This is a genomic window from Vibrio sp. SCSIO 43137 (genome assembly GCF_028201475.1).
Lineage (GTDB): Bacteria > Pseudomonadota > Gammaproteobacteria > Enterobacterales > Vibrionaceae > Vibrio.
On record NZ_CP116383.1, the window covers coordinates 2,195,536 to 2,217,704 of the forward strand.

General features: G+C 44.2%; 20 protein-coding genes, 5 tRNA genes and 1 riboswitch. Of the genes, 11 read left to right on the forward strand and 14 right to left on the reverse strand.

What is annotated here, in order from left to right; all coding sequences use genetic code 11:
* Positions 1–103 precede the first annotated feature (103 nt).
* The 5 genes from PK654_RS10200 to PK654_RS10220 all read left to right on the forward strand — a co-directional run bounded on the left by PK654_RS10200 (position 104) and on the right by PK654_RS10220 (position 2,516).
* Positions 104–188 (forward strand) — tRNA-Tyr (locus tag PK654_RS10200).
* Between the two features lie 87 nt (positions 189–275).
* Positions 276–360 (forward strand) — tRNA-Tyr (locus PK654_RS10205).
* 87 nt (positions 361–447) lie between these two features.
* A tRNA-Tyr gene (locus tag PK654_RS10210) sits at positions 448–532 on the forward strand.
* A gap of 87 nt (positions 533–619) precedes the next feature.
* Positions 620–704 (forward strand) — tRNA-Tyr (locus PK654_RS10215).
* Between the two features lie 330 nt (positions 705–1,034).
* The gene (locus tag PK654_RS10220) at positions 1,035–2,516 is read left to right on the forward strand and encodes a peptide MFS transporter (protein WP_271695694.1); all 1,482 of its coding nucleotides are present in this window, start codon (positions 1,035–1,037) and stop codon (positions 2,514–2,516) included.
* A gap of 239 nt (positions 2,517–2,755) precedes the next feature.
* Here the strand turns inward: PK654_RS10220 and oppF are convergent, their stop codons facing one another.
* From oppF to moaA, 10 genes are all read right to left on the reverse strand, one after another.
* Positions 2,756–3,745 (reverse strand): murein tripeptide/oligopeptide ABC transporter ATP binding protein OppF, encoded by a 990-nt coding sequence (oppF, locus tag PK654_RS10225; protein ID WP_271695695.1) that lies wholly within the window; start codon positions 3,743–3,745, stop codon positions 2,756–2,758.
* A complete protein-coding gene (locus PK654_RS10230; protein ID WP_271695696.1) occupies positions 3,742–4,716 on the reverse strand; it encodes an ABC transporter ATP-binding protein in 975 nt (324 codons plus the stop codon). The genes oppF and PK654_RS10230 overlap by 4 nt, the downstream gene beginning before the upstream one ends.
* Before the next feature lie 33 nt (positions 4,717–4,749).
* On the reverse strand, positions 4,750–5,652 hold the full coding sequence (gene oppC / locus PK654_RS10235; RefSeq protein WP_271695697.1) for an oligopeptide ABC transporter permease OppC: 903 nt from the start codon (positions 5,650–5,652) through the stop codon (positions 4,750–4,752).
* A gap of 15 nt (positions 5,653–5,667) precedes the next feature.
* Positions 5,668–6,588: an oligopeptide ABC transporter permease OppB gene (gene oppB, locus PK654_RS10240; protein ID WP_271695698.1), complete on the reverse strand. Its 921-nt coding sequence runs from the start codon at positions 6,586–6,588 to the stop codon at positions 5,668–5,670.
* A gap of 110 nt (positions 6,589–6,698) precedes the next feature.
* A complete protein-coding gene (locus PK654_RS10245; RefSeq protein WP_271695699.1) occupies positions 6,699–8,327 on the reverse strand; it encodes an ABC transporter substrate-binding protein in 1,629 nt (542 codons plus the stop codon).
* Positions 8,328–8,881: 554 nt separating this feature from the next.
* Positions 8,882–9,337, reverse strand: coding sequence for a molybdopterin synthase catalytic subunit MoaE (gene moaE, locus PK654_RS10250; protein WP_271695700.1), 456 nt, complete (start codon positions 9,335–9,337; stop codon positions 8,882–8,884).
* A gap of 3 nt (positions 9,338–9,340) precedes the next feature.
* The gene (gene moaD / locus PK654_RS10255; RefSeq protein WP_271695701.1) at positions 9,341–9,586 is read right to left on the reverse strand and encodes a molybdopterin synthase sulfur carrier subunit; all 246 of its coding nucleotides are present in this window, start codon (positions 9,584–9,586) and stop codon (positions 9,341–9,343) included.
* Entirely contained in the window at positions 9,583–10,062 is a 480-nt protein-coding gene (gene moaC / locus PK654_RS10260; protein WP_271695702.1) for a cyclic pyranopterin monophosphate synthase MoaC, read from the reverse strand. Before moaC ends, moaD begins: the two co-directional genes overlap by 4 nt.
* Before the next feature lie 5 nt (positions 10,063–10,067).
* Positions 10,068–10,580, reverse strand: coding sequence for a molybdenum cofactor biosynthesis protein B (gene moaB, locus PK654_RS10265; protein ID WP_271695703.1), 513 nt, complete (start codon positions 10,578–10,580; stop codon positions 10,068–10,070).
* A gap of 22 nt (positions 10,581–10,602) precedes the next feature.
* Positions 10,603–11,592: a GTP 3',8-cyclase MoaA gene (gene moaA / locus PK654_RS10270; protein ID WP_271695704.1), complete on the reverse strand. Its 990-nt coding sequence runs from the start codon at positions 11,590–11,592 to the stop codon at positions 10,603–10,605.
* Positions 11,581–11,717, reverse strand: a riboswitch (molybdenum cofactor riboswitch). It overlaps the preceding gene by 12 nt.
* Positions 11,718–11,882: 165 nt before the next feature.
* Between moaA and PK654_RS10275 the strand changes: the two genes are divergently transcribed.
* On the forward strand, positions 11,883–12,770 hold the full coding sequence (locus PK654_RS10275; protein ID WP_271695705.1) for a YvcK family protein: 888 nt from the start codon (positions 11,883–11,885) through the stop codon (positions 12,768–12,770).
* A gap of 23 nt (positions 12,771–12,793) precedes the next feature.
* Here PK654_RS10275 and PK654_RS10280 read toward each other — a convergent pair whose 3' ends face one another.
* The 3 genes from PK654_RS10280 to uvrB all read right to left on the reverse strand — a co-directional run bounded on the left by PK654_RS10280 (position 12,794) and on the right by uvrB (position 16,949).
* Positions 12,794–13,132, reverse strand: coding sequence for an Hpt domain-containing protein (locus tag PK654_RS10280; RefSeq protein ID WP_271695706.1), 339 nt, complete (start codon positions 13,130–13,132; stop codon positions 12,794–12,796).
* 45 nt (positions 13,133–13,177) lie between these two features.
* Positions 13,178–14,590, reverse strand: a complete 1,413-nt coding sequence (gene luxO / locus PK654_RS10285; RefSeq protein WP_271695707.1) for a quorum-sensing sigma-54 dependent transcriptional regulator LuxO — start codon at positions 14,588–14,590, stop codon at positions 13,178–13,180.
* Positions 14,591–14,918: 328 nt separating this feature from the next.
* Complete coding sequence (gene uvrB, locus PK654_RS10290) at positions 14,919–16,949, reverse strand: excinuclease ABC subunit UvrB (protein ID WP_271695708.1); 2,031 nt, start codon at positions 16,947–16,949, stop codon at positions 14,919–14,921.
* A 593-nt stretch (positions 16,950–17,542) separates the two neighbouring features.
* Here uvrB and PK654_RS10295 point away from each other — a divergent pair.
* A tRNA-Asn gene (locus PK654_RS10295) sits at positions 17,543–17,618 on the forward strand.
* Between the two features lie 420 nt (positions 17,619–18,038).
* On the opposite strand, the gene PK654_RS10300 is transcribed toward PK654_RS10295, so the two are convergent.
* The gene (locus PK654_RS10300) at positions 18,039–18,863 is read right to left on the reverse strand and encodes an alpha/beta fold hydrolase (RefSeq protein ID WP_271695709.1); all 825 of its coding nucleotides are present in this window, start codon (positions 18,861–18,863) and stop codon (positions 18,039–18,041) included.
* Positions 18,864–19,190: 327 nt separating this feature from the next.
* Between PK654_RS10300 and PK654_RS10305 the strand changes: the two genes are divergently transcribed.
* From PK654_RS10305 to rsxB, 4 genes are all read left to right on the forward strand, one after another.
* Entirely contained in the window at positions 19,191–20,138 is a 948-nt protein-coding gene (locus tag PK654_RS10305) for a LysR substrate-binding domain-containing protein (protein WP_271695710.1), read from the forward strand.
* 67 nt (positions 20,139–20,205) lie between these two features.
* A complete protein-coding gene (locus tag PK654_RS10310) occupies positions 20,206–20,811 on the forward strand; it encodes a LysE family translocator (protein ID WP_271695711.1) in 606 nt (201 codons plus the stop codon).
* A gap of 197 nt (positions 20,812–21,008) precedes the next feature.
* Complete coding sequence (gene rsxA / locus PK654_RS10315) at positions 21,009–21,590, forward strand: electron transport complex subunit RsxA (protein ID WP_271695712.1); 582 nt, start codon at positions 21,009–21,011, stop codon at positions 21,588–21,590.
* Complete coding sequence (gene rsxB / locus PK654_RS10320) at positions 21,590–22,168, forward strand: electron transport complex subunit RsxB (RefSeq protein WP_271695713.1); 579 nt, start codon at positions 21,590–21,592, stop codon at positions 22,166–22,168. Before rsxA ends, rsxB begins: the two co-directional genes overlap by 1 nt.
* Position 22,169: the final 1 nt, after the last annotated feature.

The following is a 22,169-nucleotide window of genomic DNA, read 5'->3' on the forward strand; positions in this document are numbered from 1 at the left end:
ATAAATCTCTTTACAGCACATTCGATTTTGCTATTATGCGCTCCTCACTTGAGAGCGGTTAGAATTGGGACTAACCGGGACAATTAAGATGTCTAAATACCCTGGAGGGGTTCCCGAGTGGCCAAAGGGAGCAGACTGTAAATCTGCCGGCTCCGCCTTCGATGGTTCGAATCCGTCCCCCTCCACCATACAATTTGGTTTTGATTGTAAATCGAAACTGATATATCCGGTCAGAATTGGGACTGTCCGAGGCATTTAAAATGTCTGAATACCCTGGAGGGGTTCCCGAGTGGCCAAAGGGAGCAGACTGTAAATCTGCCGGCTCCGCCTTCGATGGTTCGAATCCGTCCCCCTCCACCATACAATTTGGTTTTGATTGTAAATCGAAACTGATATATCCGGTCAGAATTGGGACTGTCCGAGGCATTTAAAATGTCTGAATACCCTGGAGGGGTTCCCGAGTGGCCAAAGGGAGCAGACTGTAAATCTGCCGGCTCCGCCTTCGATGGTTCGAATCCGTCCCCCTCCACCATACAATTTGGTTTTGATTGTAAATCGAAACTGATATATCCGGTCAGAATTGGGACTGTCCGAGGCATTTAAAATGTCTGAATACCCTGGAGGGGTTCCCGAGTGGCCAAAGGGAGCAGACTGTAAATCTGCCGGCTCCGCCTTCGATGGTTCGAATCCGTCCCCCTCCACCATATTTAAAGCCAGCTCTTTTGAGTTGGCTTTTTTCTTTTCTGCTATTTCTGATATAGATCAATTCAACCCGCTCAAATTTTATACATTAGAAATATTAATCTATATTCCTGAGTCACAGTTTCAGTAATAGAATCTTATATTTACTATTTTAACAGTAATTTTATGCATCTTTTTATACATTACTTTTCAATTATTTACACCCACACCCATTAGAATTACTAATCCATTAGTTAGATATTCTCATGCAGCATATGCAATATATAAAACTATCAAATGGTATAATTAGCCGATTTTTATACTTAACTTTTCAACACAATGAGATATATATAATGTGGAATAGACTAAATGGATCTATGATGTTCTGCCAAATGATGTTTGGCTTATCATATTACGGTGTCATGATTATTCTGACACGTTTTTTCCTTGAAGATCTTGGCTATAACGAAGCCGATACCATGATGATTGTTGGTGCATTTTCATCAATCGGTCCTCTGTTTGCTATTGCAGGCGGATTTATCGCTGATAAATTTCTTGGCGCTTACCGCTCACTAACTATTGCTTACCTTGGTTTCGCTTCCGGATACACACTACTTGTACTTGGCGCTTCAGCGCAAAATGTCGCCATGTGTCTGGTCGGTATCGCTCTGGCAAGTTACGCTCGTGGATTAATGTCACCTTCTTACCCTAGCCTTTACAAGCGTACTTTTGCTACCGAAGAAGATTTCGAAAACGGCTTCCCGGTAAACTACTCTGTTAACAACCTTGGTGCCTTCTTCGGTCAGTACCTTTTCCCGATGTTCGTTCTTTACATCGGCTTTAACGGCAGCTTTATGATCTCTGCAGTTATGGCTGCACTGGCTTGTACTACTCTGATCGTATTCAGAAAACCACTTCTGAATGTGGCAGCAGAAATTGACCAGAACAACGTAAGCAGTAAAAACTGGATCTCCTTCCTGTGCGTATCTGCCGCAATGATCGGTCTGGTATTCTTTATGTTCTCTAACATGGATATCGGTAAAAATATTGTTTACGCCATCGGTGCTGCTGCGATTCTGTACTTTATCTCTCTGATGTTTAAGTCCAAAAAATCTGACGCACTTAAGATGGGTACTATCCTGATTGCGACCGTACTAACAACTGCATTCTTCGTCTACTACGGCCAGATGATGACTTCAATGACCATGGTTACTATTAACACTATGCGTGGTGACCTGTTCGGATTTATCCCAATCGCTCCGGAAGCGTCTATGGCGATGAACCCGCTTTGGTGTATGGTCGCAGGCCCGGTTATCTCAATCGTGTTCTCTTCTCTTGAGAAGCGTGGTATTAACTTCTCAACCGCAACTAAGGTGGGCTTTGCCTTTGTACTGACTGCAATTGCATTTGGTATTCTGGCAGCATCTGCTCTTGCTATCGGTGAGGACGTTATCATCCGTCCGGAAGTGTTCTTCGTGATTCACTTCTTCCAGGCATTTGCTGAGGTAATTGTTGGTAGCCTGGTGGTTGCATTTATCCTTTCTGTTGCTCCTAAGCATATCGAGAACTTCTCTGTAAGCCTGTTCTCAGTAGCAATCGCATTGAGTGGTATCGTTGGTGCAGTATTCTCTACTTCTATCGCCCTTGAAAAGGGTCAGGAAGTGACTCAGGAGATTGTACAGACGGTTTACGGCGGCTACTTCTCTACCCTTACTATCTGGGCAGTAGTGATGGTTGTTATCGCTCTTGGCTCTTCTTTCGTTATTCGTAAGATGCTTGAAAAAGCCAACGATAGCGATTCTGACTCTGAAGAGATGAAAACAGCAGAAGCTTAATATCAGCTCTTAGTAAGATTAGGCCAGACTATTGCCTGGCCTTTTTTATGCTATCAGAGAACGACTAGGTGGAAAATGTATCTTGTCCCTACCTATCCCCTTATTTATCAGATAACTTGCACCAAGGGCTCTTTCAGACACTTCTGATAGCTAATCCGATATATTGAAGATACAAAAAAAGCGCGGTTCCGTTAAGAAGCCGCGCTTTAGCCTGTCACAGGCTTAATTAAACTGCCATGTTAGTCAGCATGCAGACAAGATACTGCATGAACATCAGAGCCTTTCAGAGATGGTTTGGTTTTCGCACACTCTTCTGTTGCAATTGGGCAACGGGTACGGAAAACACAACCAGATGGCGGGTTGATTGGCGAAGGCAGATCGCCTTCCAGCATCTGAATCTGTTTGTTTCGTTCGATATCCGGATCAGGAATCGGTACAGCTGACATCAGTGCTTTAGTATATGGATGCTTAGGATCAGCAAACAGCTCATGAGCTTCACCCAGTTCCACTTCATTACCAAGGTACATTACCAGTACACGATCCGAGATATGCTTAACCACAGATAAGTCGTGAGCAATAAACACCAGACTCAGGCCCAGTTCGCCCTGAAGCTCTTTAAGCAGGTTTACTACCTGAGCCTGAATTGACACATCAAGTGCAGATACAGGTTCATCACAGATAATCATCTTAGGCTTAAGGATAAGTGCACGGGCGATACCGATACGCTGACACTGACCACCAGAGAATTCGTGCGGATAACGGTTAATCAGGTTAGGTAACAGACCAACCTTCGCCATCATCTCTTTAACTCTGTCTTTCACTTCCTGCTTAGAAAGTTCCGGATAGAAGGTCTCTAACGGCTCGGCGATGATATCACCGATGTTCATTCTCGGGTTCAGTGAGGCAAGAGGATCCTGAAATATCATCTGAATCTCTTTGCGCGTTTCACGGCGCTGAACGTCCTGCATCTTGGTCAGATCCTGACCAAGCCACATCACTTCACCATCCGTCGCTTCAACCAGACCAATAATGGCACGGGCAAAAGTCGATTTACCACAACCAGACTCACCTACCACACCCAGAGTCTCACCTTCATAAAGGCGTACGTTAACACCATCAACCGCTTTCAGGTTAGATGGTTTAGTCCAAGGCCATGCAGATTTGGCAGCAATGCTAAAGTGAACCTTCAGATCTTTAACGTCTAATAACAGATTTTTTTCAGCACTCATTTTTTCTCCCAAGCCTCCCAGTCAGAAAAACATGCACGTTGACGGCCGTTTCCAAATGGCGTCAGGATAGGTGATTCTTTCATACAGCGATCCGTTACACGGTGGCAACGTTCCTGATATGGACAACCTGTCGGCAAACGAAGCAGGTTTGGCGGGTTACCCGGGATAGTCGGCAGAATTTCGCCTTCTGTATCCAGACGAGGAATCGCCTTCAACAGACCTTCAGAGTATGGGTGAGTTGGCTTGTAGAAGATTTCATCTACTGTGCCGTATTCCATAGTACGACCGGCATACATTACTAACACCTTCTCACAAGAACCAGCAACAACACCTAAGTCATGGGTAATCATAATAATTGCTGTATTGAACTCTTTCTTCAGTTCATTCAGCAGATCCATGATCTGCGCCTGAACCGTTACGTCCAATGCGGTTGTCGGTTCATCAGCAATAAGCAGCTTAGGACGACACAGCAGTGCCATTGCAATCATTACTCGCTGACGCATACCGCCTGAAAACTCGTGAGGGTACATGGTAATACGCTTACGTGCTTCAGGAATTTTAACGGCTTCAAGCATGCGAACTGACTCTTCGAATGCTTCTGCTTTGCTGATGCCTTTATGCAGCATCAGTACTTCCATTAGCTGGTCACTCACCTTCATATAAGGGTTAAGTGAGGTCATCGGGTCCTGAAAGATCATCGCAATCTGTTCGGCCCTAACCTTGTTCAGCTCTTTTTCCGGCAGGTTAAGAATCTCTTTACCTTCAAACTTAGCACTACCTTTGATAATGCCGTTTTTCGCCAGCAGGCCCATAATCGCAAACACGGTCTGCGATTTACCTGAACCTGATTCACCCACAATACCAAGGGTTTCACCCTGGTTAAGTGAGAAGTTTAAATCGTTTACTGCGGTAACAATACCATCTTGTGTGGTGAACTCTACGCGCAGATCTTTGACATCTAATAAACTCATTGTTCTTTCCAGTATATTCTCTAAGCCAGCGGCTTATCTGTCTTTCGGATCCAACGCATCGCGCAGACCATCACCAACGTAGTTAAAGCAGAACAGTGTTACCACCATAAAGCAGGCAGGGAAAATCAGCTGCCAGATAGCAACTTCCATCGTCTGCGAACCTTCCTGCAGTAACGCACCCCAGCTTGTCATTGGTTCCTGTACCCCAAGACCAAGGAAAGATAAGAATGATTCCGTCAGAATCATGCTAGGGATTAGCAGAGTAGAATAAACGGCAACAATACCTAGTACGTTAGGTACGATATGGCGGGTAATTATCTTCCACTTGCTTACACCACATACGTGAGCCGCTTCGATAAACTCTTTACTGCGCAAGCTTAGGGTCTGACCACGTACGATACGTGCCATATCAAGCCATGCAATTGCACCGATAGCGACGAAGATCAGTACGATATTCCGGCCAAAGAAGGTTACCAGAACAATCACCAAGAACATGAACGGTACCGCGTACAGGATTTCCAGGATACGCATCATTACACGGTCAGTACGGCCGCCGATAAAGCCTGAAGTCGCACCATAAAGAGTACCGATAAGTACGGCAACAAGGGCGCCAAGAACACCAACCATTAATGAAATACGGCCGCCAACCAGAGTACGCACATAAAGGTCACGTCCAAGGCTGTCAGTGCCAAACAGGTGCTCTGCAGATGGTGCTGCATGCAGTGAATACCAGTCAGTATCATCATAGGTGTACTGAGCGATCATTGGCAGGAAAATCACTGCCAGTATCATTACAGTAAGAATCGCCAGGCTGACCATTGCCGCCTTATTACGCATAAAACGGATGCGGGCGTCTTGCCATAAGCTGCGGCCTTCTACTTCCAAGTTTTCTGCAAACTTTTCAACCGCTTCAAGATTGTCTTTTTTCGTTAACATAATATCCGTTCCCAATTAATAACGAATTTTCGGGTCAATAGTCGCCAGTAAAATATCAACAATGGTGTTGAACAAGATAAACAGGAAGCCAATCAGAATGGTCACTCCCATTACCAGCGAATAGTCACGGTTAAATGCTGCGTTAACGAACAGCTTACCGATGCCCGGCAAACCAAAAATGGTTTCGATAACCACAGAACCAGTAATAATACCTACGAATGCTGGTCCCATATAAGAAACCACAGGTAACATAGCTGGCTTTAATGCGTGTTTAATAACAATGTAAGAGTAGCTTAATCCTTTCGCACGGGCGGTACGGATAAAGTTACTATTTAGCGTTTCAATCATGCTACCACGGGTAATACGGGCAAAGGTTGCAACATAAAGCAACGACATACCAATTACCGGCAGGAACATATATTTAAAGGAGCCGTCAAGCCATCCCCCGGCAGGGAACCAGCCAAGGTTAATAGAGAAGAGATAAATCAATGCAGGAGCCAACACAAAGGAAGGCATTACTACCCCCAACATTGCGGTGGACATTATTATATAGTCAATCCAGGTATTTTGCCTTAACGCAGCAATAGTACCTACACTAACCCCCATAATGACCGTGAAGATAAAGGCAGCAAAACCAATTTTTGCAGATACAGGCAGAGCTGTTGAGATCAACTCATTAACTGTAAAGTCTTTATACTTAAATGAAGGACCGAAGTCGCCCTGAACAATATTAGTCAGATAAGTCAGATACTGTTCGTGGACCGGTTTATCCAGGCCATATTTAGCATTGATGTTCGCCATCACTTCCGGCGGTAACGGGCGTTCAGTAGAAAACGGGTTACCCGGAGCAAAGCGCATAAGGAAAAAAGATATTGTAATCAATACCAACAGCGTCGGGATTGCTTCAAATATTCTTTTTGCGATGAATTTAAACATAAACTCACTCTATTCAGTCTGTGACAGTGTGTTAAATAGTTATACAAACAAATAGGCTCTGTATGTGTCTCCACACACAGTGCCTATAATTATAGTTTTATAGTAAAGAATTACTCTTTGATATAAAGATCTTTAGAGTAGATTTTATCTTCTACGTTACCTACAGGGTAACCACCCAGTTTAGGGCTTACCAGACGAGTTTTAACGTATTGATAGATAGGAGCAATAGGCATGTCTTTCGTTAGCAAAGCTTCTGCCTGAAGATAGATTTTCTCACGCTCTGCATCAGAAGTAGACTCTAGAGCCTTCTTAATCAGTGCATCGTACTCATCGCTTAGATAGTGAATACCACCAGTAGTGTTACCACTTTCCATTAGAGTCAGGAAGGTAGAAGCTTCGTTATAGTCGCCACACCAGCCGGCACGAGCCACTTCAAAGTTACCCTGGTCTTTAGAATCCAGGTAAGTTTTCCACTCTTGGTTTTCAAGTGCTACGTCTACACCCAGACCTTTCTTCCACATAGACTGAACGGCTGCAGCAATCTTCTTGTGGTTTTCTGAAGTGTTGTACAGAAGAGTAAACTTAAGCGGGTTAGATTTAGTGAATCCAGCTTCTTCCAGCAGACGTTTCGCTTCTGCATCACGCTCTTTCTGAGACAACTTACCGTAAGCTGGAGTTACAGGGTTAAAGTTTGCTGTAATTTCTGGAGTCAGGAAGTACGCAGGCTTCTGGCCCTGACCAAGTAGTGCTTTAGTCACTACATCACGGTCGATAGCGTAAGATAGCGCTTTACGAACACGTACATCATCAAATGGTTTCTTATTTGTGTTAAAGATGTAGTAGTAAGTACACAGATCACCTTTGATAGACAGTGAATCTGGGTGCTCTTTCTTCAGACGCTTAAAGTGCTCGTTTGGAATCTCATAGGTAAAGTCAACTTCACCAGCCAAGAAACGGTTCATATCAGAAACCTGATTCTCGATTGGAAGGAAAGTAACTTTAGTCAGAACAGTCTTATCGTTGTCCCAGTACATTTTGTTAGGAACCATTTCGATACGTTCGTTAACTACCCAGTTCTTCAGAACAAACGCGCCGTTACCAACGAAGTTTTCAGGCTTAGTCCACTGATCACCAAACTTCTCAACCGTTGCTTTATGTACAGGCTTAACCGTAGTGTGACCCATCATTACAACAAAGTAAGGAACTGCTGTTTCAAGTTCAACCTGGAATGTGTAGTCATCAAGAGCTTTCACACCCAGAGTTTCTTTATCTGCTTTACCAGCGATGATGTCATCAGCATTCTTCATGGTTGTCATTTCCAGATACCATGAATAAGGAGAAGCGGTAGCAGGATCAACAGCACGTTTAAAGCTGTATTCAAAATCGTGCGCTGTTACAGGATCGCCGTTAGACCATTTTGCATCTTTACGAAGATGGAAAACAAAGGTCTTGTTATCTGTCGTTTCCCAAGACTCAGCAACACCCGGGATTGTATTACCGTTAGCATCCTGGTTTACCAAACCTTCCAGTAGTTCACGAATTACGTGTGACTCTGGAACACCCTGAGTTTTCTGAGGGTCAAGAGAAGCAACTTCAGTACCGTTACCACGAACTAATTCTTGTTTCTTAGCTAGTTTTGTACCTGCAGGAACGTCAGCAGCCAGAGCAGAAAAAGAAGTTGCTGCCACTGTTAAGCTGGCGCCCAGCAAAAGTGCCTGTGTAATTTTATTCTTGTACATGCATTTAACTCCAAATAATTTTTTTAGTTTGCATCCATGACGCTTTACCAGATGCCTGAACGGTGGCATTTTTTCTGTCTGCTTGCAGCTTATTGATAAATCTGAAAACAGCCAGCTCCGGTAAAGATTGCCGGACAAGTTAGCAATCCTCGACAAAATTTTCCATAAAAAGCTGATAATTACCCTGCCATTATCTCGACTAGGTCAATATTTTAACTGAATCAGGTAAAATATATTCACTTCACTATCGGATAGTCATTCTTTCATAAGTTGCATGAACGAAAGTGATGATGATCACACTAAAAAATATCAATATTAGTGTTTCCTTTATTTTTCACATAGTTACATACGAACAAAACTAGTTAATATATTTATCTTTTTTACAGAATATTATGCTGAACTATAACTTGCCTTTTAGCATCATAAGCTAGCATAACCCATCCAAACCAAAATTATAAGCTGCATAATGTACAGATAGATTTACATGTATAAAAAGAATGTAAAAAAGTCAGGTTTACACCTGGCTTATAATTCATCACTTTGGTTAAAGAGTGTTATTTTTCCCAGCGGGAAGCCGCCTTATGGTCTGAATCTCTGGAGTCTACCCATCTGCACTCTTCAGTAGTGCGCTCTTTTTTCCAGAACGGAGCCTTAGTTTTAAGGTAATCCATAATAAACTCACAGGCTTCAAACGAAGCTCCCCTGTGTGCACTGGTCACCCCAACAAAAACTATCTGGTCACCGATATCAAGATCACCAATACGATGGATAACCCGCACCTTAAGAAGTGGCCAGCGCTCAAGCGCCTGCTGACAAATCTCTGACAAAGCTTTCTCTGTCATACCGGGATAGTGCTCCAGAGTGAGTCCTGTGACATTATCGCCAAGATTCATATCCCTTACTTTACCGGAGAACATAGCAACAGCACCGGCAGAGGTACCTTCAGCTAATTGTGCATACTCATCAGCGACAGAAAAATCTTCACTGATGACCGAAACAGAGTAGCTCATGGATTAGCCTCCTGTTACCGGCGGGAAAAAGGCAACTTCGTCCCCTTCGCTGATTTCTGTATCAAGGGAAGAGATAGTTTGGTTGATTGCCACCAGCAACTTGCCAGACTCTAACGCCAGTTCCCATTTGCCGCCTTTAGCTGCGAGTTCTGAGCGTAACGCTTCGGCAGTCGGATAAACGGCGTCAACATCAACACTATCCACCCCAATTAGCTCACGAGTCTGAGCAAAAAACAGTACCTTAATCATGATTCCACCTTAAAGTGTCCTGACTTGCCACCCTGCTTTTCAAGCAGACGTACCTGCCCGATAACCATATCTTTCTGCACAGCCTTACACATATCGTAAATAGTCAGTGCAGCAACAGAAGCCGCTGTAAGTGCTTCCATCTCAACGCCGGTTTTACCTGCCAGTTTGCAGACAGATTCAATTCTTACTTTGTTTTCACTCTCGATTGCTTCTAACTGAACTTCAACCTTAGAGAGCAATAAAGGATGGCAAAGAGGGATAAGATCCCAGGTTCTTTTTGCAGCCTGAATACCAGCAATACGCGCAGTGGCAAACACATCACCTTTATGGTGGCTGCCTGAAACAATCAGATTCAGTGTTTCTGAAGACATATGTACATACGCTTCTGCTCTCGCTTCACGCACAGTCTCCTGCTTGGCAGAGACATCCACCATATTCGCCTCACCAGACGCATTAATATGAGTAAACTGTTCCATAATCATTAAACCGTTAAATGAGGCATAAAGTTGCAAGGGCGGTGGCTGGCATCTAACTGCTGCTGGATAATCTTAGTCCATGCTGTTTTACATGCGCCTGTAGAGCCCGGCGTGGCAAAAATAACCGTGTGGTTTGCAAAACCGGCAATGGCGCGGGACTGAATAGTCGATGTTCCAATCTCTTCATAAGAGACCTGTCTGAACAGTTCACCAAAACCTTCTACCTGCTTATCAAACAAAGGAACCAGTGCTTCAGGCGTGTTATCACGTGAAGTAAAACCCGTACCTCCGGTGATCATGACCACTTGTACCTCTTCATCAGCGATCCACTGAGAAACAATAGCGCGGATTTTATATAGGTCATCAATAACGATTTTCTTATCAACCAGATTGTGTCCCGCTTGTTTTAGCTGCTCAACAAAATACTGACCTGAGGTATCATTCTCTTCCGTACGGGTGTCAGAAACCGTCAGAACTGCAATATTTGCAGGCTTAAATTCACTTACTGCGTGTCCCATTGTGTCACCTTGTAATTAGTGTCTATCCGCCAATGGAGGCGAGGTGTGGAGTCATGCCGGTTTTTCCTTGCTGAAGGAAATGGCTTTTAGATTTAGTTTGTAATTCGGCCTGAATTCGGTGTATCAGCTCTTCAGACTGATTGTCCTGTTGTAACAGATCCCGAAGCTCTATGCCCTGCTCGCCGAACAAACACATATGCAGCTTGCCGGTGGCTGAAACGCGAAGGCGGTTACAGCTTTCGCAGAAGCTCTTCTCATAAGGCATAATCAGGCCAATCTCACCCTGATAGTCAGGGTGGATAAACACTTGAGCAGGGCCGTCGTTGGCCTCTTTAACCTTCTGAATCCAGCCTTCTGCAATAAGCTTGTTACGGATACTGACACCGGACTGATGATATTTATTAAACAGTTCATCCATTTCGCCAGTCTGCATCAGTTCAATAAATCTGAGTTGTATCGGACGGTGCTTAATCCAGTTAAGGAAAGCAGGCAGCTCCTGACTATTGAGATCTTTCATCAGTACAACATTGACTTTGACCTGTTCATAGCCAACCTCAAATGCCTTATCTATGCCTGACATAACCGAAGCAAACTTGTTCTCTCCGGTGATTTCGTAGAACATTCTCGGATCAAGGCTATCCAGACTGACATTAATATGTGTCAGGCCAGCGTCTTTCCAGTCGGCAACCTGATTCGCCATACGGTAACCGTTGGTGGTCATAGCCACTTTTTTGATACCGGACGTTGAAGATATGGCGTGAACAATATCGGTGAAATCTTTTCTCAGGCTTGGCTCACCACCAGTAATACGAACCTTAGAGGTACCGCACTCGGAGAAAGCACCAACCACCCGCTTAATCTCAGGCAGAGATAAAAATGATAAGTTTTTCTTCCCGGACGGTTTATAACCATCGGGCAGACAGTATGTGCATTTGAAGTTACAAACATCTGTAACTGAAAGACGCAAATAGTAAAATTTGCGGTGGAATTTATCTTCTAATTGTATCGCCACGGAACACCTTTCCAAACACGGGAGGCTTATTCATTTCTAAATAAACCCTGGTGACATTATGTCACTGGCCAAAAACGCCTATCAAAATTGAAACTTAGCGAGGATGGCTCGGAGTTATGGCAGTCGCTCAAAATGAACAACAGCTTGCGTGTTAAAATACTCAATATAAGTATAGAATTCTACCGTCCGGAGTCAAAAATCGAGTGAATACCTCAAAATAGTTAGGGATAATTTGATCACGATTTTGCTTAAGATAAATTATCAAACCATATGTAAAAATGATTGAAAATATGACAATTTATAACAACAAAAAAATCGTCGCCATAGGAGGCGGCCATGGTCTCGGACGCATGCTATCTGCGCTTAAGGAGTTCCAATCCAACGCGACCGGCATAGTGGCCACCACTGACAACGGCGGTTCAACCGGCCGGATTCGTTATTGTCAGGGGGGAATCGCTTGGGGAGATACCCGCAACTGCATCAATCAGCTGATAACCGAGCCCTCTATCGGTTCAATGATGTTCGAGTACCGCTTTAAAGGTACCGGAGAACTGGATGGTCATAACCTTGGCAACTTAATGCTTGCCTCGCTGGATAACCTTTCCGTCAGGCCACTGGAAGCAATCCAGCTGATCCGTAGCATGCTAAAAGTAGATGTGCGGATTGTCCCCATGTCTGAGCACCCTTCTGATTTAAAAGCACTCTCTGTTAATGGCAAGTGGATACATGGTGAAACCAGTGTGGATGAGATGGAAGAAGATCTGCAGCGCCTTGATCTTGAACCTGAAGTACCGGCTACTCAGGAAGGCATCAGCGCCATTGAGAACGCCGATTGCATAGTGTTAGGCCCCGGTAGCTTTCTTACCAGCATAATGCCACCGCTTCTTTTGCCGGAAATCGGACAGGCAATCCTCAACAATACCAAGGCCAAACTGATTTTTGTCGAAAATCTTTCACCCGAATATGGTCCGGCCGGAAGAATGACATTACGACAAAAGCTAGAGTGGTGTGAAAGGGCATGCCGGGGAAGAAAGCTGGATGTTGTGCTGGGCGATACACCTCATCCTGAGCTGGAGAAAGAGTGGAACTGTGTCACCACTGAACTCGCCTCACCAAACCGTGACTGGCGTCATGACAGAGAAAAACTCAGTCAGGCAATTCTTGCCCAACTGAGTTAACGGTTCTCTATACGAAAAGATCTCTAATCAAACAGACCATCATAAGCGCGAATCGTTTTCTCAATGCTGGAGAGAATAGATTCGCGGTTTTCTAAGGTGTTGATTTTCTCACCGGCTTTAACCTGAGCATCAATGTTTGTCGCTACCTGACAAAGATTTTCCGCGCCAAAACTGGCTGCACTGCTTTTCAGGGCATGACTGATATCCCCAAGGCGGGTCTCTAGCCCGTCTCTGTCAGACGATAGCTCAGTTTGATAGCCGTTAAGTTCACCTAAAAAGATGTCCAGCAGCACCGGCAGGTTATCCTGACCAATCTCGTTGCTTAAGTCGTCAATTTTGTTTGCATTTAAATACTCAGCCACGTTTGCTCCTTCCCTTCTCTTCCGTTATCAGGCTATATCCGGAACTCAGTTTTCCGGTAATGCATTCCATGCCTGAATTTTTCTGTAGATGGTAGATGGACTCACCTCCAACGCATTCGCTGCTTTAGGTACATTTCCATTACATGCATCTATCGCCTGTTCGATTGTCCTTCTCTCTACCTTCCATAGCGGAGTAATATCTTGTTCAGAATAGACAATCGGCTGTTCAGTTACATCATTATCCTTGGCTAAAGCAATTTCTGTGCTAGGTTGATTAATTGGCGGTGGTAACATGCTCAAATTAATCTCTTTACCCTGATTTAATACCACGGCATTTCTGAGTACATTCTGTAACTGACGAACATTACCCGGCCATTCATAGTCTACAAAACGTTTTACTACCTCATCAGAAAATCGGGCGAAATCTTTCTCTTCCTCCAGCGAAATAAATCCAAGCAGGGAATAAGCAATTTCCACGACATCCTCTCCCCTCTCTCTCAAAGGAGGAAGGTGTAGAGGGATAACATACAAACGATAATACAAGTCTTCGCGGAATCGCCCTTCCTGTACTTCCTTCCACGGGTCACGGTTGGTGGCACAAACAAATCGCACATCAACACTCTTCATCTTTGATGAACCAACTTTCTGGAAGGTACCCGTCTGAATAAAGCGCAGCAGTTTCGTCTGCAGGTCTAAATCCATTTCACACAGTTCATCAAGAAACAGGGTTCCGCCATCAGCAAGCTCGGCAGCACCTTCCCGCTCCGACGCTGCACCGGTAAAAGCACCTTTAACATGACCAAACAGTTCACTCTCAATTAAGTCTTTCGGGATGGCAGCGCAGTTAATGGCAATAAACGGCTTATCTCTTCTTTTACTGGCTGCGTGAATCGCTTCTGCACACACCTCTTTACCGGTACCACTCTCCCCGGTAATAAAAATACTGGCCTTACTCGGTGCCGCTGAGTCAATGGTTTTGTAGACAGCCTGCATGGTCTGGCTACTGCCTATAAAACCCTGATAGTTATTAGACCCATCGCGTTTATGTTCAACGCCAATCTTAATTTTTTCTGCCTTACGGATGGCATTGTTGACCGTAACCCTGAGCCTGTCTGCCTCGCAGGGCTTAATCAGGAAGTCCTGTGCACCATAACGCATCGCTTCTACGGCCGTGTCGATAGAGCCATGAGCCGTCATAAAGATAATAGGTACATCCGGATAAAGTTTTTTGGTGCTATGTAGAACGTCCATACCTGTCATATCCGGCAACCGGAGATCAAGCAGGATTAGGTCAGGAGTACGGGTTTTTAGTCTTTCCAGCGCCTCCCTGCCACTACTGACAATATCGATTTGGATACCGAGAGGGGAAAGAAAAGAGCGATAAAGGGCAGCAACAGACGCAGTATCCTCTACCATAAGCAGATATTTGCTTTTTTGAACCGAAGTCGAATTATTCATATCCTAGCCATTTATTTTTATAACAGGGCGGGTATTTTTATACCTTCTTACCACTTTTTTTATTGCATATTGCCATAATCATTGCAATCCGCATTGCAAAATGCAAATTAAATTACTCGAATAGAAATAAATACGCTTAAAATCAAGGTGGGAATAGTGGCATGTATCCTGCTTAGATTATATTGACCTTCGGGTCACCTAGCCAACTGACGTTGTTAGTGGATCTAATATCCACAGAATGAAGCCAACCGGAGCAATTTCCTGTTGGCTATTTTTTTGCCTGAAGCTCTTGGCGGGAAAACCAGCAAGCTCCCCCGGTCACATCAAATCAGCTATTAGCAATAAACTGTTGGCGCAATTTATCGATCTTATCTCTCTTCTCTGCTGCTAACTCAAATTCAAGATTCTGAGCGTGCTGATACATCTCTGATTCCAGCTTCTGAATCTCTTTTTCCAGTTGTTGGGGCGAGAGAGCCACATAGCTTTTTGAAGGCTCTGCCACTTTAGACAGAGGTACCTGTTTCGACGCCTTCTTACTGCGGGTTTTGGCGATATCGCCAATCTCCATAATATCTTTTACGTTGCGGCTAAGGGCTTTTGGTACCAATCCATTTTCCTGATTATAGGCTTGCTGTTTTTCTCTGCGCCGGTTGGTTTCATCCATTGCTTTCTTCATCGACTTAGTCACCGAGTCAGCATAAAGGATCGCTTTCCCTTTCAGGTTACGAGCCGCACGTCCTATGGTCTGAATCAGTGAACGCTCCGATCTCAGGAAACCCTCTTTATCAGCATCCAGAATCGCCACCAGCGAGACCTCCGGCATATCGAGACCCTCACGAAGTAAGTTAATACCCACTAAGGCATCAAACTCACCCAGTCTTAAATCGCGGATAATCTCTACCCGTTCTACGGTATCAATATCTGAGTGCAGATAACGTACTCTTACTCCGTGTTCGTGAAGATATTCCGTTAAGTCTTCAGCCATTCTTTTTGTCAGAGTGGTTACCAATACCCGCTCATCTTTTTCAGCGCGCTGACGAATCTCAGAAAGCAGATCATCAACCTGAGTGGCGACGGGTCGCACTTCCAGTTCAGGATCAAGCAAGCCGGTAGGCCGCACAACCTGATCGGCTACATCACCATCGGATTTTTCCAGTTCATAATTACCCGGCGTGGCGGAAACAAAAATAGTTTGCGGTGAAATGGTTTCAAACTCTTCAAACTTCAGAGGGCGGTTGTCCAGTGCTGAAGGCAGACGGAAGCCAAACTCTACCAGCGTCTCCTTACGGGATCGGTCACCTTTATACATGGCACCAATCTGTGAAACCGTTACGTGGGATTCATCAATAATCAGCAAACCATCAGCAGGAAGATAATCAAACAGAGTCGGTGGCGGCTCACCCTCGGCTCTTCCGCTCAGATATCGGGAGTAGTTTTCTATACCGGAGCAGAAGCCCAGTTCGTTCATCATCTCTATATCAAACTGGGTTCTCTGAGAGATTCGCTGCTCTTCCAGTAATTTATTGTTTTCCAGAAGATAGGTCTGACGCTGTTTTAACTCGGCTTTGATATTTTCCACAGCATCGAGAATTCTTTCCCTTGGAGTCACATAGTGAGTTTTAGGATAAATGGTAAAACGAGGCAGATCGCGCTGAATGATGGCTCCCGTCAGAGGGTCAAACAAGCTGATACACTCTATTTCATCATCGAACAGCTCAAGACGTACTGCCTGTTGATCGGATTCTGCCGGGAAGATATCAATCACCTCTCCCCTGACACGAAACTGCCCCCGTTCAAACGCCACTTCGTTGCGGCTATATTGCAACTCCGCCAGCCTTCGTAAAATATCCCTTTGATCAATAATGTCGCCGCGGCAAACATGTAACATCATTTTTAAGTAAGAGTCCGGGTCACCCAGACCGTAAATAGCGGATACAGAAGCAACGATAATGGCATCCTTACGTTCCAGCAAGGCTTTGGTGGCCGACAGACGCATCTGTTCAATATGGGCGTTTACTGAGGCATCCTTTTCAATAAAGGTATCTGTCGTCGGAACATAGGCTTCGGGCTGATAGTAATCATAGTAAGAAACAAAATACTCCACAGAATTGTTTGGAAAGAAGCTCTTCATCTCTCCGTATAGCTGTGCCGCCAGTGTCTTGTTTGGAGCCAGCAATATTGCTGGGCGGTTTGACTCAGCAATCACGTTGGCCAGCGTAAAGGTTTTACCTGAACCGGTAACCCCTAGCAGGGTCTGATGTGCCAGTCCTGATTCAAGACCATCCAATAGCTGTTTTATCGCTGTTGGCTGATCACCCGAAGGTTTATAATCTGAAACCAGTTCAAATACTTTACTCATTACGTTCCTACTCTAATCTACGCCAGCCATTTAAGCCGAAGACAATTACAAAAGCCAATATCTGTATAAAAATACAGTATAGTGTATCGTTTTGAAAGACTCTCTATAGCTATGAAAAATATTCTTTTTAGATCCAATTTGAATATATCTGGCTATAGCAAAAAAACGTTAAATTTAAGCTGGTATCTGTGTTTAAATTTTGCTAAACTCTCAGGCCCTTCAGCCTTTCAACGCTGATTTTTCTATCAATTTAATCCACCTGTTTTCCCCAGAATTTTGCTATTTCAGTCGTTTTTTTGTTCTGAACAAAAGTTAATCACAACTCTGCCTTTTTTACTGAATTAAAAAAACCTTATTTTACATAGTGTTAAATTCACCAACTTTAAAGCATAAGCTCTAATAAAAATCCGTTATTTGTTGTTAAAGTTTAATCAACACACTTATCCACAAATTTGGTGGATAACTAAGTCAAGCCTTTTGCTTGTGCGGGATACAGGAAAATCAATCTTTTTTTTATTAATTTATTTGTGTTTTCTTACCCTTAGAGTATTGACAGAAACTTTGCTGCTGGCTAAGATGCGCTCCTATTCGATTCCCCCTTAGTTCAGTTGGTAGAACGGCGGACTGTTAATCCGTATGTCGCAGGTTCGAGTCCCGCAGGGGGAGCCATATTAAGAGAAAGCCGCAGCATTTGTTGCGGCTTTTTCGTATCTGCTATTTTGACAAACAGAATGTCGCAGCCGGATGGCCGGCCCGTTCGGGTCCCGCAGGGGGAGCCATATTTAGTAAAGAAGCCATCTCGCAAGAGGTGGCTTTTTTCGTTCTAAGCGAATGGTTTATTCAAAACCAATGTCGCAGCAGGAAGGCCTGCCCGTTCGGGTCCCGCAGGGGGAGCCATATTTAGTAAAAGAGCCATCTCGCAAGAGGTGGCTTTTTTCGTTCTAAGCGACTGGTTTGTTTAAAACAAATGTTGCAGATACAAAAAAGCCTTCCGGAGACCGTGACAGACTAAAGGAAGGCAACGCCCAAAGAGAGCATAAAACAGCTATTTTCAAATAGTTGAAGTGTTAACTCATCTAATACATAACGCTATTCTGCTATTAAGGTTCTTTGAATATTTTCACTGATAAACTTCCACATACAGGCTGGGTTTGAATACATAGGGAAATGGCCACAATTTGGCACCTCAGCCAGCATTACTCCTTCCGCTTCTATATGGGGAAGGTAAGAAAGGCTGCGATTCTGTTCGCCAAACATAAACATCACCGGGCATGGCAAACCAAGGAACTTATCCATTAGCTCACCGTTATCAGATAGATCCACCATAGAAGTAAAAATTGGCTTCACTGCTTCTGCTCTCACCTTATGACGCAAACTGGCAGAATACAGCGCACTCGCATAATCAGTGGCATGGCGTGTTCTCGCAATAAAGTTATCAAAAAACTCTTTCGCGCTATCAGCAGGATAATTGATGATCTGTCGGCTCAAAAAACAGTCCTCGGGCGCAATGTTGCCTTCAATATCGGTAAAGCTCAAAACCCTCTCTTTGTTCTGATCAGCCAGTATCAGCGAAGTAAGTCCTCCCATTGAGTGGCCTAAAAGGTGAAACTTTTCGACATCAAAATGCTCTAGTACCGCCAGCGCAGTTTTTACAAAAAAACCTATAGATATCGCTTCTAGAACTGCACAAATTGTTTCACCACAGCCCGGAAAATCGTAAGCAATAAAACCGTGATCATTTAGCTCCTCACAAAAGATGATGTCTGCATAATCTTCTTTGGTTGAACCAAATCCATGCAAAAACACCAAAGGCGGCTTTTTGCCCATCCGGTATATGGCTGATATTTCCAGCACCACACCGTCTATCTGTAAGGGAATTATCACAGATTCAAAAGGGGAGATTTTTCTTTCCATTATTGTCACCTTACTGAAAGCTTCTATCTGTTAGTGAAGCACAAAACTGCTGTATTCTGTAACACGCTAAGTGATTCCTTATCGAGTGCATAAGCAATCCTCAAAAACGAACCTAGACCAAAACCACTTCCGCTAACATCAGCAACATAAAGTAGGGAATTGTGCATTGCTGGCTAAACCTCTGCTCTGTTCACTGGTCTGCCTATTATTTACCCCTGCACTGATATGTAAATTTCTATTTAACTATCTCTGTGATACTTAAAAAGTATTACAATATGGGCAAGTGTGATGCTATCACTGCACCACCCATGGGAGGGCAAGATACATATGAGTAAAATCGATTACCGCTTGATAAAGAAGTTATACCTGTTTCTGGTTGTTGCCGAGGAAGAACACTTTGGCCGCGCTGCTAAAAGGCTGGGTATGTCTCAGCCTCCATTAACAGAACAGATTAAGGTGCTGGAACAATCACTAAAACTGACACTGTTCGAGCGCTCCCGCAGAGGGACCAAACTTAGCCCTGCCGGTAAAGCCATCCTGCCACTGGTACAAAGTTTTGCTGACCATATGTTTTCTCTTGAGCAGACAGTAAAAGAGGTTGCTAATGGTCAGTCCGGAGTCCTGCATATCGGCTCTATAACATCTGCCATGTTTGAAGTGGTGCCCGCCTTAATCGAACACTTTAAGCAGGTGTTTCCGGCCATAACCATCTTTGTTAATGAGATAGACAGTGCCGAAGCTATTGAATCACTCTCAACAGGTAAACTGGATCTGGCGTTTGTCCGGGTAGAAGGTGAGCTGGGCAAAAAACTGAAATCATTACCTTTGTCCGAGGATCGGCTAGGCATTGCTATTCCTGTTAATCACGACATGGTGACTCATTCTCAAATCAAGCTTAGTTACTTAGCAAATGAAGCCTTTGTTATGTCATCAAGGCAGGTGAACCCGAGCTACTTTGATCTCCTTACTGAAGCGTGCCGACACAGTGGCTTTAATCCGCGCATTCTATATGAGGTACGCTCTATTGCAGCGCAAATCGCTTATGTAAGTTGTGGTCAGGGCATAGCTTTGGTGCCAATGAGTATGCAAAACATGATACCGAATAATGTAAAACTGGTACCACTGGCTGAATCTATCTCAGTGGTAACCGCCGCTATGGTGTGGAACCCAGAGCGCAGTCACCCCATGGTTGACTATGCCGTCAAATGGCTGAAGGAATCATCTGTAAAAGAGTCACTTAGCAGGCCAGATACTAATTATGTATCAGAGCATTAGCTAAAGAGTATTTCACTCTGACTAACGAGATAGTGACAATGTACCTCACTTTAAAGCGAGGTACATTTTGGATATCTATTACAGCTTTGCTGCCATCGCACTGGCAGTGGTTTACATGCCGGGACCGGGCACTATTAAGTCCATTAACAATGCCATTAACTTTGGATTTTATGGCTCTGTAATTGGTATTTCAGGCCTTACATTAGGCGTATGCGCTGTCGCTGTTTTGTCTGCTTCGGGGCTTGGTCTTTTACTTATGTCATCACCACAGGCCTTTCGGTTCATCTCCTATTTCGGCGCGGCTTACCTGCTGCGTCTGGCGTTCAAAATGTGGTTTACTGAAATAACACCTCAGGGAGGCACTCAAACTGACGCTTTCCAAAAACGCAGCGTATTCAGCGAAGGCTTTTTACTGCAATTCTCTAACCCAAATGCAATTCTGTTTTTTTGTTCTGTTTTTCCGCACTTTGTTGATGCAAAAGAGAGCTACATAACGCAGTTTTCCATGCTGGTAACCATTTTTTGTCTGGCCTTTATCTGTGCCCATGCCAGCTATGCACTTTTAGCCTATAAGGCACGCACTCTGTTTACTGAACATAGCAAGGTATGGATAAATAGAATCAACGCCATTTTGTATCTTCTTCTGTCCAGCTATCTGATTTATGCAGCCTGAATGCAAATACCCGCTCACCAACGCGAAAATGATAATAATTATCAGTACCATATAAACAGTAATAACAAATCTTTACCCTTAGCAGATTAATTGTCAAAAAATAACCAGATAACGAATAACCCTAACGATCTATAGTTGTTATTAAGATGTCAAAGCGGGATAATGCGGCATTCTGGTTTTCCTGAACTCAATTAACCATGACTGAATATTTGCTGTTGTTAGTTGGCACTGTGCTGGTTAACAACTTTGTGCTTGTAAAATTTTTAGGCTTATGCCCCTTTATGGGTGTTTCCAAGAAACTGGAAACTGCAATAGGTATGGGCTTAGCAACAACATTTGTGCTGACACTGGCATCGGTTTGCGCCTATCTGGTGGAAACCTATATCCTCACTCCGCTTGGAATAAGTTACCTGAGAACCATGAGTTTTATTCTGGTTATCGCTTTCGTGGTTCAGTTTACCGAGATGCTGGTACATAAAACCAGCCCGACCTTATATCGCCTGCTGGGTATTTTCCTGCCGTTGATCACCACCAACTGCGCCGTTCTCGGTGTTGCACTGCTTAACATTAACGAAAATCATGATTTTATCGAGTCCATTATTTATGGCTTCGGTGCAGCAGTCGGTTTCTCACTGGTTCTGATTTTGTTTGCCTCCATCCGAGAAAGAATTGCGGCAGCAGATGTTCCGGCCCCCTTTAAAGGTGCTTCTATAGCCATGATCACAGCAGGCTTGATGTCACTAGCCTTTATGGGCTTTACAGGGTTGGTGAAGTTGTAATGGATGCTATTTTAATTGCCATCATCGCGATTGCGGTACTTGCTGCCATATTCGGTGCCTTCCTTGGCTTTGCCTCTGTGCGCTTTAAGGTTGAAGCTGACCCGATTGTAGAAAAGATAGATGCTGTACTACCTCAGACTCAGTGTGGACAGTGTGGTTACCCCGGCTGCCGCCCCTATGCAGAGGCCATCGCTAATGGCGACGATATTACCAAATGTACTCCCGGCGGACAGGCTGCCATAGAGAACATTGCTGAGTTAATGGGTGTCGACCCTGCCGATTATGCCAGTGAGGGTGAAGAGCCGGTTAAAACCGTCGCCTTTATTCATGAAGATATGTGCATCGGCTGCACTAAATGTATTCAGGCTTGTCCGGTTGATGCCATTGTAGGCGGAACGAAAGCACTGCATACCGTTATCAAAAGCGAGTGCACCGGATGTGACCTTTGTGTTGCCCCCTGCCCGACTGACTGTATTGAAATGATCCCCGTTGAAACAACAATAGATACCTGGAAATGGCAGCTAAATGCGATTCCCGTTGTAGATATCACCAATAAAAAGACAGAGGCCGTGGAATAAC

Coding starts and splice junctions, on each gene's coding strand:
- PK654_RS10220 (WP_271695694.1), top strand. CDS start 1,035: ATGTGGAATAGACTAAATGGATCTATGATGTTCTGCCAAATGATGTTT.
- oppF (WP_271695695.1), bottom strand. CDS start 3,745: ATGAGTGCTGAAAAAAATCTGTTATTAGACGTTAAAGATCTGAAGGTT.
- PK654_RS10230 (WP_271695696.1), bottom strand. CDS start 4,716: ATGAGTTTATTAGATGTCAAAGATCTGCGCGTAGAGTTCACCACACAA.
- oppC (WP_271695697.1), bottom strand. CDS start 5,652: ATGTTAACGAAAAAAGACAATCTTGAAGCGGTTGAAAAGTTTGCAGAA.
- oppB (WP_271695698.1), bottom strand. CDS start 6,588: ATGTTTAAATTCATCGCAAAAAGAATATTTGAAGCAATCCCGACGCTG.
- PK654_RS10245 (WP_271695699.1), bottom strand. CDS start 8,327: ATGTACAAGAATAAAATTACACAGGCACTTTTGCTGGGCGCCAGCTTA.
- moaE (WP_271695700.1), bottom strand. CDS start 9,337: ATGAGCTACTCTGTTTCGGTCATCAGTGAAGATTTTTCTGTCGCTGAT.
- moaD (WP_271695701.1), bottom strand. CDS start 9,586: ATGATTAAGGTACTGTTTTTTGCTCAGACTCGTGAGCTAATTGGGGTG.
- moaC (WP_271695702.1), bottom strand. CDS start 10,062: ATGGAACAGTTTACTCATATTAATGCGTCTGGTGAGGCGAATATGGTG.
- moaB (WP_271695703.1), bottom strand. CDS start 10,580: ATGGGACACGCAGTAAGTGAATTTAAGCCTGCAAATATTGCAGTTCTG.
- PK654_RS10275 (WP_271695705.1), top strand. CDS start 11,883: ATGACAATTTATAACAACAAAAAAATCGTCGCCATAGGAGGCGGCCAT.
- luxO (WP_271695707.1), bottom strand. CDS start 14,590: ATGAATAATTCGACTTCGGTTCAAAAAAGCAAATATCTGCTTATGGTA.
- uvrB (WP_271695708.1), bottom strand. CDS start 16,949: ATGAGTAAAGTATTTGAACTGGTTTCAGATTATAAACCTTCGGGTGAT.
- PK654_RS10300 (WP_271695709.1), bottom strand. CDS start 18,863: ATGGAAAGAAAAATCTCCCCTTTTGAATCTGTGATAATTCCCTTACAG.
- PK654_RS10305 (WP_271695710.1), top strand. CDS start 19,191: ATGAGTAAAATCGATTACCGCTTGATAAAGAAGTTATACCTGTTTCTG.
- rsxA (WP_271695712.1), top strand. CDS start 21,009: ATGACTGAATATTTGCTGTTGTTAGTTGGCACTGTGCTGGTTAACAAC.
- rsxB (WP_271695713.1), top strand. CDS start 21,590: ATGGATGCTATTTTAATTGCCATCATCGCGATTGCGGTACTTGCTGCC.